A 14,554-nucleotide genomic window follows, 5' to 3' on the forward strand; every position below is an offset into this window, starting at 1 on the left:
AATTTTTATAGCAGAAATATTTATAAAAAATTTAACATTAAACCATTTTATTTAATTTTAGTCTTATATTTAAAACCTAAAGTATAGATAACCATGAAACGATTTTTCCCTTTTATAGTTGCTATTTTGTTTGTTAACAATATACAAGCAACAAATTATTATTTATCTACCAACGGTAATGACAGCAACGACGGGACTTCCCAAGTTACCCCCTGGAAAACCATCGATAAACTGAATAGTGCAACACTGCTGCCTGGCGATTCTGTTTATTTTAGGGCGGGAGATGTATTCCGTGGCAAAATCACACTAAATCAGGGAGGAAATTCCTCAAGTTATATCACTTTAACGTCTTATGGCACGGGTGAAAAACCTATTATAAGTGGTGCTGAATTAGTGACTTCTTGGAATTTAAACGGAGACTATTATCAAGCAATTTTCACCCAACCCGTAACTTCCTTTTTTGTTGATAACCAAGAAATGATTTTAGCTCGGTATCCTAATGACCACCAATATTTAACGTTAGATTCAGGACAAAAAAATTATTTGAAAGATGCTTCAATCACAAGTTTGTCGAGTGCCTTATTCGATAACGCAAAAATTTGCATCCATACCGCCCAATGGTGTTGGGAGAAAACACAAATTAGCTCGGTTGCTTCCGATCAAATCAATTTCAATACCAATGTGCAACTCGTGGCACTCAATCAATACGGTTATTTTGTTTACGGGAATTTAGCCCATTTGGATGTGGTAAACGAGTGGCAATACGACAGTGCAACCCAGCTTATGAGCTATAAATCTTCCGTTGATCCCAATACTTTAAATTGCGAAGCTTCCGTACATACCAATGGAATCGAAATTGGTTCGACGGCATCCTATATTTCGATAAGCCAACTTGATTTTGAAAAACAAACTAATGCGGGAATCGCAATCCTATCAGAAAACAACACCCATATCATAACGGACAATTGTACTTTTAAAGGTCAATATAATTATGGGATTAGTGATAAAGGGAGTTACAATGAGATGAGCAACAATTACCTTGAGGGTGTTGATGGTATGGGGATTTACTGCTGGGGAAAAGGTGGAAATGCTACGATTCATCACAACACATTAAAGAATATCGGCCAGTTTAGAAACTATGGAGATGGTTCGCAAATTAACATGACCGCCATTAAATGTGCTTTTGTGAATAACTGTTACATCCACCATAATAGTGTGGACGGAGCGGGATATTGTGGCATTTCAGCCGATGGGGGCTACCATTTAGTAGAAAAAAATATAGTCACCAACGCCATGCAATTGAACAATGATGGAGGGGCTTTGCACTGTTTTGGAGGAGGTACACATCACACCATCTTTCAAAATAATTTCGTGACCGCCAGCGATGGAAATACGGAAGGCACCTTCAAACCGAGCTTTGTCACACCTGCCATGTATTTTGATAATGATGTGAACAATTGTACCATGCAAAACAACACCATCTATAACAGAACGCAAAAAGGAATTTACCTAAATGCGGGTTCGAATAATAATACCGTAAAAGGAAACACCATTTACGGCTGTAATTACGGAATTGATTATAATGGGAGTATTTTATTTCCTACTCAGATGACTGGAATGAACGTTACCGAAAATATTTTCTTTGCCAAATTACCCACAGCCTACATGGTGCGAATGGTTGACAACACAGGAGGTTACAAACAAGGCACTATAGATTATAATTATTATTTCAATCCCTACAACACTGCAAATTGTGTTTATGTTCCCACTTCAAGCAGTACGAGTTCAACCTATTCTCTTACCGATTGGCAAACAACTTCCGCTTTAGATATGCACTCAAAGGAAAGTTTTGTAAACTGGAGTACTTCTACAAGCTATGAAACTTTGTTTACCAATCCTACCGATGATGTTGTTGTCGTAAGTTTAGGAACCACTAAATATCTAGATTTAGACAATAATGAAGTTTGCACCAGCATTACGTTGCAACCTTATACCTCTAAAATTTTAATAAATTCAAACACTTCCTGCCCTGCTTTATCGGTAGATTCCAGCACTCTTCAAGAAGGAATTGTGGTCTTTCCCAATCCGTTTGAAAACGAGTTTTTCGTTCAACTGAATGTTGTTAAAGAAAATGCCAATTTTGAGATTTATAATCAAATGGGACAGGTGGTTTCTAAAGGAAAAATGCACACCGGCTTGAATACTATGAACATTGGCTCACTTGCCTCAGGAATGTATTTTTTTAAAACCGATATCTCCGAATGTAAAGCTGAAAAAATTATCAAAAAATAAACTAATCATACGTTTAATGAATAAAAAAGTCCAAACTCAAAATTTTGAGTTTGGACTTTTTACTATATAAATATGATATTTAAGAAATCAAGCTTCTCGAAATCACTATTCGTTGAATCTCTGATGTCCCTTCATAAATTTGGGTAATCTTGGCATCCCGCATCATGCGTTCTACATGATATTCGGCAACATAACCATTTCCGCCGTGAATTTGTACTGCTTCAATCGTGGTGTCCATTGCCGTTTGCGAGGCAAATAACTTAGCCATTGCCCCAGATTGTGAAATATCTTTCCTTTCGTCTTTTTCAGAAGCCGCTTTAAAAACCAACATTTTTGCAGCCATGATTTGTGTCGCCATATCGGCCAGTTTGAATGCGATGGCTTGGTGCTTGAAAATTTCTTTCCCGAAAGTTTTACGCTCTTGCGCATATTTCAAGGCCAGTTCATAAGCTCCCGTGGCAATGCCCAACGCTTGGGATGCAATCCCTATTCTTCCGCCATTTAAAACTGCCATGGCAAAATTAAATCCAAATCCGTCAGCACCAATTCGGTTTTCCTTTGGCACTTTTACATCGGTAAACATTATGGAATGGGTATCTGAACCCCGAATTCCCATTTTTTTCTCTTTGGGACCAATCGCAAAACCAGCCCAACCTTTTTCAACTATAAAAGCATTAATTCCTTTATGTCCTTTTTCAATATCCGTTTGGGCTATTACTATATAGGTAGAAGCCGTAGAACCATTGGTAATCCAATTTTTTGTTCCGTTTAACAAATAATAATCTCCTTTATCGATGGCCGTGGTTTTTTGGGAAGTCGCATCTGAACCTGCTTCGGGCTCTGACAAACAAAAGGCTCCAATAACCTCCCCTTTTGCAAGTGGAACCAAATATTTTACTTTTTGCTCTTCATTGCAATATTTTTCTAAAGCGGCACAAACCAAAGAATTGTTTACCGACATAATTACAGCAGCGGAAGCATCAACCTTTGCAAGTTCGGTTACCGCTAAAACATATGATATGCTATCCAGTCCTGAGCCACCGTATTTAGGATCCACCATCATACCCAGAAAACCAAGTTCTGCCATTTTTTTCACCTGTTCTGTCGGAAATTTAGAATATTCATCTCTTTCAATTACTCCAGGTAATAATTCATTTTGGGCAAAATCTCTTGCCGCTTGTTGAATCATTAAATGTTCTTCCGTAAGATTAAAATCCATAATTAAAAAAAGTTGTGGTTTGTCTAAAATTTTAGCCAAAGGTAATTTTTTATTGCGAAATTTTCAATTTTGATTTGTAATTTTGGCTCATGTTAAAAGAAAACTATAACGTTATTGGTGTTATGTCAGGGACTTCTCTGGATGGCATCGATTTGGCGCACATTAATTTCAATATCATTAACGGAAAATGGTCTTTCAAAATTCTGGAATGCGAAACCGTTAGCTATAATAAAAACTGGATTAACGAACTAAAACTTGCCGTAGGTTTTTCTGAAAAGGAATTGCAAATTCTGAATCGCAACTACACCGCTCTTTTGGCAAACATCATTTCCGATTTCATTGAAAAATATAAAATCGATGCTCTCGACGCCGTTTGTTCTCATGGACACACGATTTTGCACCAACCCCAGAACGGTTTTACCCTTCAAATAGGCAATCTTCTTGAAATTGCCACTTTGTGCAACCAAACAGTGGTTTGCGATTTTCGGGTTCAGGATGTTCAATTGGGAGGTCAAGGTGCTCCATTAGTACCTATAGGCGATCGGATATTATTTTCGGAATATGACTATTGTTTGAATTTGGGCGGGTTTTCCAACATTTCGTTCGAATTAAATGGAAATCGAATTGCCTTTGACATTTCGCCTGTGAATACCGTTTTGAATTTTTATGCCAATCAATTGGGCCTAGAATATGATGACAAAGGACTAATTACCCGCTCTGGAGAGATCAATGAAAGTCTGTTGAATGAATTGGATGCTTTGGATTTTTATCAAAAGAGTTTTCCTAAATCTTTGGGGTTTGAATTTGTAAAGGAAATCATTTTTCCTATAATGGAAAGCTATTCTATTCGGATGGAAGACAAATTGCGCACTTTTACCGAACATGTCGCCATTCAAATTGCATTGGCCTTGCCTAATAAAAAAGGGAAATTATTAATTACAGGTGGAGGGGCCTACAATGAGTTCCTGATTGAGCGAATTCAAAATTATTTACCCAACATTAATGTCATCATTCCTTCAAATCAAATTTTAGAATTCAAGGAAGCATTAATTTTTGCTTTACTTGGTGTTTTAAAATTACGAAACGAAACTAATGTTCTTAGCACTGTAACTGGCGCAAAAAATGACCACATTTCAGGAATTATATACCACGTAAACTAAGTAAAGTATATCAAAAAAATACTTACATTTGCACGTAATGAGTTGGCTAAAAACAATTTATTTTAGTTATATACGTTATTAGGTTTAAAGTTCAAATAGCAATAAAATATGGAATTCACCGAAATAGAAAATAAAAAGAAATCATTAGCGATGACAACTGCATTATTTGCGCTGTTGTTTTTACTTTTCGTCTATCTCAAATTCTCAAATCAAATTGAATTACCTGCATTGGACGGCGGTGGCGGTGGCGGTGAAGTCGCGGTGAATTTTGGTGATAGTGAAATGGGGTCGGGAAATAATTTTCAATCTGTCGAAAAAGTACTTTCGGCACCCAAACAAACACAACCAACCGTCACTACTGAAAAAGAAATTGTGGTTAGTGAAAATGAAGATGCACCAGCAATCGTAAACGTTAAGAAACCTGTCGAAACCCCTAAAAAAATTGAGGTTGAAAAACCTATTGTGAAAGTAGTTCCAAAACCATCCAAATCAACTTCTGACGCATTATCCAATTTATTGAACGGTTCCAGCAAATCTGGGGACGGTGATGATAAGGTGGCGGGAAACAAAGGAAAAGCAAATGGCGACATTAATGCCAATGGCTATAATGGTGGTGGCGGAACCGGAACAGGAAGTGGTGGTGGAAACGGCACCGGCCAAGGTCTAGGAACTGGAAGCGGATACGGAAATGGTTCTGGAAGCGGGACAGGAAACGGCAATGGTAACTATCAATTAGGGAACAGAAAAGCATTAAATAAACCACAACCCAATTATCTTTGTGACGAACAAGGTATTGTAGTAGTACAAATATCAGTAGATAAATCCGGAAGAGTAATTAATGCGAATCCCGGAATTAGAGGAACTACAAATGCCGCAAAATGCCTGTTGGATCAAGCCAAAATTGCAGCGATGAATACCAAATGGCAATCAGACGAAGGTGCTCCCGAAAAACAAGTGGGTAAAATTATTTATAATTTTAAACTAACCGATTAAATATAAAATCGGCTCTCTTTTATTTTAAAACAAAAAATGAATTATCAAGAAACGGTCAATTGGATGTTCAACCAACTTCCCATTTACCAACTACAAGGTGCAACGGCATATAAAAAAGATTTAACCAATACCCTTTTACTGGCCGATTACCTCGAAAATCCAGAAAAAAATATCCGTTGCATCCATGTTGCCGGCACAAACGGCAAAGGTTCTACGTCGCATATGCTTGCTTCTATACTTCAAGAATCGGGTTTTAAAGTGGGATTATACACCTCACCACATTTAAAAGATTTTAGAGAACGGATCAAAATTAACGGGAACGAAATTTCAGAACTATTTGTCTGTAATTTTATAGACAAACATAAATTATTCTTCGAAAACAATGAACTGAGTTTTTTTGAAATGACGGTGGGATTAGCATTTGATTATTTCAAAACCCAAAAAGTAGACATTGCTATAATTGAAGTTGGAATGGGTGGCCGATTGGACTCCACAAACATTATTACCCCTTTAATTTCTGTAATCACCAATATTGGATTAGACCACACCCAGTTTTTGGGCACTACTTTAGAGGGCATTGCAATGGAAAAGGCCGGCATTATTAAACCGAATGTACCTGTAATCATCGGTGAATATACAACCGAAACCAAACCCATTTTTTTAGCTAAAGCCAAAGAAACCCATTCTGAAATTTACTTTGCATCCGATAATTATAAAGAAACTTTTCCATGCGAATTAAAGGGAGACTATCAGAATCAAAATAAGAAAACTGTTTTACAAACGATACAAGTATTGAATTCTCTATATGAATTTAAAGTTTCTCAGAAGCACATTAAAACTGGATTGTTACATGTGATAAAAAACACCGGGCTTTATGGAAGATGGCAACAAATAAATGATTCCCCAAAAGTGATTTGCGACACTGCCCATAACAAACATGGATTGACAATTGTATTAAATCAGATACAGCAGGAAAAATTTGATACCTTACATTTTGTATTGGGAGTCGTAAACGATAAAGATTTGGACGAAATCTTGCCTTTATTCCCTAAAAATGCAAAATATTATTTTTGCAAACCGAATATTCCTCGCGGATTAGATGCTACAATATTGAAACAAAAAGCAGCCGAACACCATTTATACGGGGAAGTATTCAATTCTGTTACAGAATCTTATGCTAAAGCCCTACAAACGGCAACAAAATCAGACTTTATATATATTGGCGGCAGTACTTTTGTAGTTGCAGAAATTTTATGAAAATTTATTGATTTTTGTTTGTGTATTTAAAAAAGTGCCTTATATTTGCACACGCAATAAGGAAATAGATTTATTTACAATTGCAAAATAGGGCGATTAGCTCAGCTGGTTCAGAGCACCTCGTTTACACCGAGGGGGTCGGGGGTTCGAACCCCTCATCGCCCACAAGTTTAATAACAAATGGTTTCAAAAGCCGATAAATCTTAGGATTTATCGGCTTTTTGCTTTGCTACATATACCAAATTATTCATTCAATCTTAATGCTAAAGGAGCAAAATCGAGACCCTAGAAAATCTCATAATTAGGGTCTCGCTAAATCTCCTAAAGCCTTGCAAACACTCGTACTAACAACCAGTTCACTACTTGTTCAAAAGTTGTACATCTTGTTTGTTATCAATTAGAAAATTAAATTGAATACTAATTAAAAGGTCACCACCATGAAAGCAAAAATCACTTTACACATTTATGCGAAAACCACAAAAGCTAATGCAGCTGGACAATTACCAATTTATATTCGGCTAACCGTTGACGGTCAACGTTTCGAATTTAGTTCCAAAAAATTCATTGAAAAATCCAAATGGTCGCCTGAACTATCCAAAATGAAAGGCAGCTCGGAGGAAGCTAGAACATTAAATAACTATCTTGATTTAATGAAATCTAAAGTTTTTGATGTTCAAATGGAACTAATCCACAAAAATGAAGAATTATCTCTAGAGAATTTCAAATCAAGAATATTAGGAACCCACCAACGAGAACGAATGATAATTCCAATTTATCAAAATCACAATGATAAAATTGAAGATCTCATCGGAAATGGTTATGCTTACGGAACTTTAGAACGGTTCAAAATATCTTTGAAACACCTGCAAGAATTTATCCAGTGGAAATACAATGTTTCTGACATCAGCATTACTAAAATTGATTACGCCTTTGTAACCGAATTTGAATTCTATTTGCGAAGCATTAAAAAATGCAACAACAATACGGCTGTAAAATATGTTAGAAATTTCAGGAAAATAATCAAGATTTGTTTGGACAATGATTGGTTAGATAAAAATCCTTGTAGCCGATACGAAGGAAAAATGAAAGAAGTCGAACGAGATTTCCTTACTGAAGAAGAACTAAATAGAATTTATAATAAAAGATTTTCGTCAGAACGATTAACATTAGTGAAAGACATTTTTATTTTCTCTTGTTACACAGGCTTGGCTTATATTGATGTAAAAGGTTTAAAAAAAGACCACATCGGAATTGGCATTGATGGCCAGAAATGGATTTTCAAAAACCGTCAAAAAACTGATACTAAATCTAAAATTCCTTTATTACCAATTGCAGAAGAATTAATTCTGAAATATGCCAATCACCCAAAGTGTTTAAATGAGGATAGCATTCTACCAATTTTAACTAACCAAAAAATGAATGCTTATCTAAAAGAAGTTGGAGATTTATGCGATATTTCAAAAGAAATCACATTTCATATGGCTAGACATACATTTGCTACATCGGTAACGCTTACAAATGGCGTACCTGTTGAAACTGTAAGTAAAATGCTTGGTCATAAAAACATTCAAACCACTCAACATTATGCGAAAATATTAGACAAAAAAGTAAGTGAGGATATGATGATTTTGAGAGAGAAATTTAATTCCTGTAATCAAAAAACAAAATCAAGTTAATAGAGTTTCTTGGTAATTAAAAATGGTTTATCTTACTTTGTAAAAGTTTATTACTTCTGTTTCAATAAATGATTAATTATTATCTGTGAGCTGTAATTCTCAATAAATGGTAAGTGAAAAAATAAAAATGGAAAACATTCCAATACGACGTATTAAAGGAATCCCTAAAGAACCAAACTTATCTGGAAGTTTCAGTATAAGAGAAATTCAAGAGTTGTTAGAGGGGAAAGATATGATTCAAGAACTACATAGACATGATTTCTATTACATTTTAGTTTTAGAAAAAGGAAGCGGTTCTCACGAAATAGATTTTACATCTTATGAAATTTTTGACTATTCTATTTTTTTAATGCGTCCAGGTCAAGTTCATCAACTTAATCTGAAATCTGGAAGTTCAGGATATTTACTTCAGTTTAAAACTGATTTTTTTTATACTCAAAATAAGCTTTCACAAGAGCTTTTACGCAAAGTAAGCCACATCAATTTTTGCAGTCTTAATGGTAATGGTTTTAAAAGAATGGAAGCTATTTTATCATATATTTTAAAAGAGTACAGTGAAAAACAAGAAGGATATCAAGAGGTGATTAAATCAAATTTGAGTATATTATTTATCGAATTAGTAAGACATCGTCAAAACAAAAAAAACACGACAAATGACACTAATCAATACTCTCAAGAACAGCTTGAGAAATTTCATGAACTCCTAGAGACACATATTACTAAAAACAAACAAGTATCTCAATATGCTGATATGTTGCATATTTCAATCTATCAATTAAATGCTATAACTAAAACATTGCTTAATAGAACACCTTCCGAATTGATTAATGAACACATTGTTTTAGAATCAAAAAGACAACTTCTTGCAACTTCAAATCAAGTTAACCAAATTGCGGATCATCTTGGTTATGATGACATCTCTTATTTTATAAGGTTTTTTAAAAAACATACGAACTATTCACCAGAAGCTTTTCGTAACAATTTCAAATAAGTCCTATCCAATTTCATTTTTGTCCTATCTTACTGCTTATTCCTCGTATTACTTTTGCTAAATAATATAATTATTCAAAAAAAGTAAATCATTATGAAAACAAAAATGAAATTAATTGCTGCACTAAAAATATGGGTGGTAATTTACCCTTCTATTACACTATTCCTTTATCTACTAAGTAAATCGTCACTGGAATTACCTTTATATCTAAAGACATTATTTCTTACGCTTATATTAGTTCCTTGGGTTGTTTTTATTGGTGTTCCATTTGTAGATTTTATAATGCGTCAACTTTCAACTGAAATTGACAAAAAATAATCTAGGATGAAAATCGTAAAAACCATTCTAATTGGCACTGGAGCAACAATTGCTATAGATTGCTTTACATTTATGGTAAGCCTTTTTGGCAAAACACCTCGTGATATCCTTTTTGTCGGTAGATGGTTAGCATGCATGCCCAAAGGGAAGTTCCTTCATCATACCATTATTGAAACGCCAAGCATTGCAAACGAGCTAATAGTTGGACGAATAGCACATTATTGTATTGGGATAACTTTTGCCTTTTTATTAATAATAATAATGTATGGAGAAAAATGGCTTTTGAAACCAACATTGTGTCCTGCTTTGATCGTTGCTATAATTACTTTGATTACTCCAATTTTTATTTTACAACCTGCACTTGGTTTTGGAATTGGCTTCTTCAATATGCCTCAACAAGTTCAACTTATTTCAAAGACAATACTCATTCATGCCATTTATGGTTTTGGGTTGTACTTATCTGCTATATTACTAATATAGTATTAGCAATTCATCAATTCTAATTAAGAAAAGTAATTAAAAAAGTAGTATTGGAAATTTCAACAGCAATACCGAGACGAAAATTCATTAAGCAAAGTGGACTAGCAATGATTGCGCTCTCATTTCCATTAACAAAAATCTCAAAAGACAATAATATGAAAGATATTAAAAAATTCGATGTAATAATAGTAGGTGGCAGTTATTCAGGACTTGCTGCTGCTATGGCTTTAGGTAGAGCTTTGAAAAAAGTTTTGATTATTGATGGAGGAAAACCTTGTAATGCACAAACACCGCATTCGCATAACTTCCTTACTCAAGACGGAAAAACGCCAACAGAAATAGCAACGCTTGCAAAACAGCAAGTTGAAAAATATGATACAATAACCTTTTTTAAGGGCTTTGCAACTACTGGGACAAAAACAACTAATGGATTTGAAATTCAGGTAACAACGGGCGAAACATTCCGAGCAGACAAGTTAATTTTTGCAACAGGGATAAAAGACGAAATGCCTAAAATAAAAGGATTTTCAGAATGCTGGGGTATTTCAATGTTGCATTGTCCTTATTGTCATGGATATGAAGTTAAAAATCAAAAAACAGGCATACTTGGCAATGGTGAACACGGTAATGAATTGGCCAAATTAATTTCAAATTGGACTGATGATTTAACCTTATATACTAATGAAAAATCTACATTGACTGTCGAACAAGCTAAAAAATTAGAAAAACATTCTATAAAAATAGTAGAAAAAGAAATACAAAGCTTGGAACACTGCAATGGTTATTTACACTACATCATTTTCAAAGACGGTACAAAAGCTGATGTAAAAGCAATGTATTCTCGTAACTTGTTTGAACAACATTGCACAATTCCAGAAGCTTTGGGTTGCGGATTAAATGACGAAGGTTATATCAAAGTGAATCCTTCTCAAGAAACTACTATTGATGGTGTTTATGCCTGTGGTGATAATACAACGCGACTACGCTCCGTGGCAAATTCGGTTGCAATGGGTACTGCAGCTGGAATGATGGCAAGTAAAAAAATGATTTTAGAACAATTTTAATTGGTACAATTATGAATAAATTTTCGGATAAAGAATATAAAAACATGTGGGATGAACGATACATGGAAAATGAATTTGTTTATGGCAAGGAACCTAATCTATTTTTCAAAGAGTGGATTCAAAAATTGGTGCCTGGATCGATATTAATGCCAGCAGATGGTGAAGGACGTAATGGTGTTTTTGCAGCACAATTAGGTTGGAACGTAACCTCATCAGATTTAAGTGTAGAAGGAAAATTAAAGGCACTATATTTAGCAAAAGAAATGAATGTTGATCTAGAATATTTTGTCGGAGATCTCGAAGAACTCCAGTTTGAATCAGTTTCTTTCAATGCTATTGGTTTAATTTACGCGCATTTTGCAGCCGATAAAAAAACATTGTTACACAAGAAATTAAATGACTATCTCAAACCCGGAGGCATCATTATTTTCGAAGCTTTCAGTAAATTGCATTTGCTTTACAATGGAATTGATCCAAAAGTGGGTGGTCCAAAAGATTTTGACATGTTGTTTTCTACATTAGAAATAGCGGCTGACTTTGAAAATTATGAGATACTACTATTAGAAGAAAAAGAAATCACTTTAGAAGAAGGCAAATATCATATCGGAAAAAGTTCTGTAATTCGATTTGTTGGAAGAAAAAAATAAAATATTATTTTTAAGTAATAATTATATTTAGCTATAAAAGCTCTGAAATTAAAAAGTTTCAGGGCTTTTTGTATGTTATTTTAAGCTAAAACGGTATTTAAAATATGTCCTATTCAACTTCATTATTGTCCTATCATGCACCTTACCTCGTGAAATATCTTTGCTTAATAAATAATTAAAATTTAAACAAATGAAAATTATCATCGTAGGTGCAACAGGCACAATGGGAACGTACTTATCAAGTGCATTTGAAAAAGAAAATGAAATTATTAGAGCAGCTTCTGAAGGAGGCGACTTCCAAGTGGATATTACTTCACCCGAAGCAATTGAGAATTTCTTTCAAACAGTAGGTCCTTTTGACGCTCTTATTTCAACAGCAGGACCAACTTTTGTTGGACCATGGAAAAAATTAGACGACACAACATTCAGAAAAGGAGTTGAAGGAAAAATGATGGGACAAATTAATTTAGTGCTTATCGGACAACACTACATCAATCCTAAAGGGTCATTCACTTTAATTACAGGGGCTTTAACAGAAGAACCGCAAATTAATTTCGCCAATGCATCAGCTGCTAATGGTGCCGTTGAAGGATTTGTTCGTGGAGCAGCAATTGAACTTGAAAATGGTATTCGTATTAATGCAGTGAGCCCAACAGTTATTGAAAATTCTCCTCATTATTTCCCTTATTTTCCAGGAGAAATTCCAACTACTATGAAACAATTGGAGTTTATGTTCCGCAAAAGTGTTTTCGGGTCAGTTACAGGACATGTAATTAAACCGTAATTTTTTTCGCAAAAGCGATAGTATCCGTAGGTCATTATTCTGCAATGGTAATGGCCTTCGGTTTATGAATGAGTTTCAATCAAACTTCCGCAAATTGGAGTTACAATCAAAAAATTAATCAAATAACTGTTGGTAGTAGTGCCAACGCATTACGATACTTATGAAAAATTTAATTTTTAAAATAACACTTTTAGTCACTATGGTGATTTCGTCAACACAGGCACAAAATAAAATCAGCATGATGCGCTATGATGATGACTTTAAGCTAGTAAAAAAAGACACTGTCAAAAAAGGTTTCAACCAACTAAAATATATTCCGTTAGGCAAGAACAATTTCATTTCTTTTGGTGGGGAACTTCGAGAACAATTTCAAGTTTATAATAATATCAACTTTGGAGATGTACCACCAACTTTTCAAGATGATTCAGCCAATCAACTTTGGCACCGATTAATGATGCATTCTAATATTGAATTAGGTAATCACTTTCGCTTTTTTATCCAGCTCAACAGTACACTTCGCTTTTTGAATGACAATCCAATATTCCCGAAATTGATGAAAACCAATTAAGTCTTCATCAAGCTTTTGTAGAATTAAAGTATACCAATTGTAATATCAGGTTAGGGTATCAAGAAATGTATTATGGCAATCATCGGTTAATTACTGTTCGGGAAGGACCAAACACAAGACAAGCTTTTGATGGACTTGTAGTAAAACATAAATTTAAAAATGGAGTAGTTGATCTCTTTGCAGTATCTAAAGTAGTTTCAAAACAATATGTTTTTGACGACGAAAGCATGCACGATGGTTTATATGGTATCTATGGAACTCAATTTTTTTCCAATCATAAAATGGGATTAGATTATTTTCTAGTCGATTTCCAATCAAAAGGAAGAAAATACAATTATCAGTCAGGTTTTGAAGACCGTCAAACATTTGGGATACGCTTATTTTCAAACTTAAAGACAATAAACTTTGAATTTGAAGGTGGTTATCAAAGAGGTAAATTCAATGAATTAACAATTGATGCTTATAATGTTTTAGCAGATGTAAACTTAACTATATTACCCGTCAAAAAAGGAATAATTGGTTTTGCGGCTAATATAGCTTCTGGAGATAAAGACAGTAGCGACAACAAGTTAAATACATATGATTTATTGTATGCTAAACCTGCTTATGGTCTTGCAGTTCCAATTGGGGGCAACAAACATCATCAGTTTTTATCCTTACATTAAAATAAACCCAATCCAAAAGCTAAACATTTTGGCAGAAGTATTTTTTATGTCAAGAAACAGCAATCAAGACGGAACCTATTCGCCTGGAATGATTGAAAACAGACCAAAACCTAATGCTATTTTTATTTCTGACAAAAAAACGTTGGGTCAATTTTATGTTTTAGAAACAAACTATCAACAAACAAAAAATCTATCATTCTCTTTTGACGCTTCTTATTTTAATGCAGGAAACTATCCTAAAGCGACAGGAAATGGTAAAGATGTCACTTATTTGTCTTTTAAGTCAACATTCAAATTTTAAATTATAGAATATTTTTTTTTAATACTAAAAATTTGACCACATAGATAAAGTAACACCTTCTTTCACTAGTGTCCACTTAAAATAAGTTGAAAACCAGCTGGTTAGAATCAAGTTCATTGACATTATTGTAATCTGATTT

Annotated in this window: 14 protein-coding genes and 1 tRNA gene; 14 read left to right on the forward strand and 1 reads right to left on the reverse strand. The window is 34.2% G+C overall.

What is annotated here, in order from left to right; genetic code table 11:
- The first annotated feature begins 93 nt into the window (after nt 1-93).
- Nucleotides 94-2,292 carry a right-handed parallel beta-helix repeat-containing protein gene (locus DB895_RS11190; RefSeq protein WP_116725449.1) on the forward strand — a complete coding sequence of 733 codons (2,199 nt, stop codon included), beginning with the start codon at nt 94-96 and terminating at the stop codon, nt 2,290-2,292.
- 79 nt (nt 2,293-2,371) lie between these two features.
- Here DB895_RS11190 and DB895_RS11195 read toward each other — a convergent pair whose 3' ends face one another.
- Nucleotides 2,372-3,511, reverse strand: a complete 1,140-nt coding sequence (locus tag DB895_RS11195) for an acyl-CoA dehydrogenase family protein (RefSeq protein ID WP_116725467.1) — start codon at nt 3,509-3,511, stop codon at nt 2,372-2,374.
- Between the two features lie 89 nt (nt 3,512-3,600).
- Between DB895_RS11195 and DB895_RS11200 the strand changes: the two genes are divergently transcribed.
- The 13 genes from DB895_RS11200 (at nt 3,601) to DB895_RS11265 (ending at nt 14,415) form a co-directional block, all read left to right on the forward strand.
- The gene (locus DB895_RS11200) at nt 3,601-4,671 is read left to right on the forward strand and encodes an anhydro-N-acetylmuramic acid kinase (protein ID WP_116725450.1); all 1,071 of its coding nucleotides are present in this window, start codon (nt 3,601-3,603) and stop codon (nt 4,669-4,671) included.
- 108 nt (nt 4,672-4,779) lie between these two features.
- On the forward strand, nt 4,780-5,664 hold the full coding sequence (locus DB895_RS11205; protein ID WP_116725451.1) for an energy transducer TonB: 885 nt from the start codon (nt 4,780-4,782) through the stop codon (nt 5,662-5,664).
- 36 nt (nt 5,665-5,700) lie between these two features.
- Nucleotides 5,701-6,921 carry a bifunctional folylpolyglutamate synthase/dihydrofolate synthase gene (locus DB895_RS11210; RefSeq protein ID WP_116725452.1) on the forward strand — a complete coding sequence of 407 codons (1,221 nt, stop codon included), beginning with the start codon at nt 5,701-5,703 and terminating at the stop codon, nt 6,919-6,921.
- 90 nt (nt 6,922-7,011) lie between these two features.
- A tRNA-Val gene (locus tag DB895_RS11215) sits at nt 7,012-7,086 on the forward strand.
- A gap of 272 nt (nt 7,087-7,358) precedes the next feature.
- Complete coding sequence (locus DB895_RS11220; RefSeq protein WP_116725453.1) at nt 7,359-8,597, forward strand: site-specific integrase; 1,239 nt, start codon at nt 7,359-7,361, stop codon at nt 8,595-8,597.
- A gap of 127 nt (nt 8,598-8,724) precedes the next feature.
- Entirely contained in the window at nt 8,725-9,588 is an 864-nt protein-coding gene (locus DB895_RS11225; RefSeq protein WP_116725468.1) for a helix-turn-helix domain-containing protein, read from the forward strand.
- A 324-nt stretch (nt 9,589-9,912) separates the two neighbouring features.
- Nucleotides 9,913-10,386: a DUF2938 family protein gene (locus tag DB895_RS11235; protein ID WP_116725455.1), complete on the forward strand. Its 474-nt coding sequence runs from the start codon at nt 9,913-9,915 to the stop codon at nt 10,384-10,386.
- 155 nt (nt 10,387-10,541) lie between these two features.
- Nucleotides 10,542-11,450 carry an NAD(P)/FAD-dependent oxidoreductase gene (locus DB895_RS11240; RefSeq protein WP_116725469.1) on the forward strand — a complete coding sequence of 303 codons (909 nt, stop codon included), beginning with the start codon at nt 10,542-10,544 and terminating at the stop codon, nt 11,448-11,450.
- Between the two features lie 11 nt (nt 11,451-11,461).
- On the forward strand, nt 11,462-12,097 hold the full coding sequence (locus DB895_RS11245; RefSeq protein WP_116725456.1) for a class I SAM-dependent methyltransferase: 636 nt from the start codon (nt 11,462-11,464) through the stop codon (nt 12,095-12,097).
- 190 nt (nt 12,098-12,287) lie between these two features.
- Nucleotides 12,288-12,881, forward strand: a complete 594-nt coding sequence (locus DB895_RS11250; protein ID WP_116725457.1) for a short chain dehydrogenase — start codon at nt 12,288-12,290, stop codon at nt 12,879-12,881.
- A gap of 160 nt (nt 12,882-13,041) precedes the next feature.
- Entirely contained in the window at nt 13,042-13,449 is a 408-nt protein-coding gene (locus DB895_RS11255; protein ID WP_133242670.1) for a hypothetical protein, read from the forward strand.
- Nucleotides 13,431-14,114, forward strand: a complete 684-nt coding sequence (locus tag DB895_RS11260) for an alginate export family protein (RefSeq protein ID WP_243694669.1) — start codon at nt 13,431-13,433, stop codon at nt 14,112-14,114. The genes DB895_RS11255 and DB895_RS11260 overlap by 19 nt, the downstream gene beginning before the upstream one ends.
- A gap of 28 nt (nt 14,115-14,142) precedes the next feature.
- On the forward strand, nt 14,143-14,415 hold the full coding sequence (locus tag DB895_RS11265) for a hypothetical protein (protein WP_133242671.1): 273 nt from the start codon (nt 14,143-14,145) through the stop codon (nt 14,413-14,415).
- Nucleotides 14,416-14,554: the final 139 nt, after the last annotated feature.

The organism is Flavobacterium psychrotolerans (assembly GCF_003097635.1).
Taxonomy (GTDB): Bacteria; Bacteroidota; Bacteroidia; order Flavobacteriales; family Flavobacteriaceae; genus Flavobacterium; species Flavobacterium psychrotolerans.

What these genes read in the sequence shown, in the direction of transcription:
- DB895_RS11190 (WP_116725449.1), top strand. Translation starts at nt 94, where the DNA reads ATGAAACGATTTTTCCCTTTTATAGTTGCTATTTTGTTTGTTAACAAT.
- DB895_RS11195 (WP_116725467.1), bottom strand. Translation starts at nt 3,511, where the DNA reads ATGGATTTTAATCTTACGGAAGAACATTTAATGATTCAACAAGCGGCA.
- DB895_RS11200 (WP_116725450.1), top strand. Translation starts at nt 3,601, where the DNA reads ATGTTAAAAGAAAACTATAACGTTATTGGTGTTATGTCAGGGACTTCT.
- DB895_RS11205 (WP_116725451.1), top strand. Translation starts at nt 4,780, where the DNA reads ATGGAATTCACCGAAATAGAAAATAAAAAGAAATCATTAGCGATGACA.
- DB895_RS11210 (WP_116725452.1), top strand. Translation starts at nt 5,701, where the DNA reads ATGAATTATCAAGAAACGGTCAATTGGATGTTCAACCAACTTCCCATT.
- DB895_RS11220 (WP_116725453.1), top strand. Translation starts at nt 7,359, where the DNA reads ATGAAAGCAAAAATCACTTTACACATTTATGCGAAAACCACAAAAGCT.
- DB895_RS11225 (WP_116725468.1), top strand. Translation starts at nt 8,725, where the DNA reads ATGGAAAACATTCCAATACGACGTATTAAAGGAATCCCTAAAGAACCA.
- DB895_RS11235 (WP_116725455.1), top strand. Translation starts at nt 9,913, where the DNA reads ATGAAAATCGTAAAAACCATTCTAATTGGCACTGGAGCAACAATTGCT.
- DB895_RS11240 (WP_116725469.1), top strand. Translation starts at nt 10,542, where the DNA reads ATGAAAGATATTAAAAAATTCGATGTAATAATAGTAGGTGGCAGTTAT.
- DB895_RS11245 (WP_116725456.1), top strand. Translation starts at nt 11,462, where the DNA reads ATGAATAAATTTTCGGATAAAGAATATAAAAACATGTGGGATGAACGA.
- DB895_RS11250 (WP_116725457.1), top strand. Translation starts at nt 12,288, where the DNA reads ATGAAAATTATCATCGTAGGTGCAACAGGCACAATGGGAACGTACTTA.
- DB895_RS11255 (WP_133242670.1), top strand. Translation starts at nt 13,042, where the DNA reads ATGAAAAATTTAATTTTTAAAATAACACTTTTAGTCACTATGGTGATT.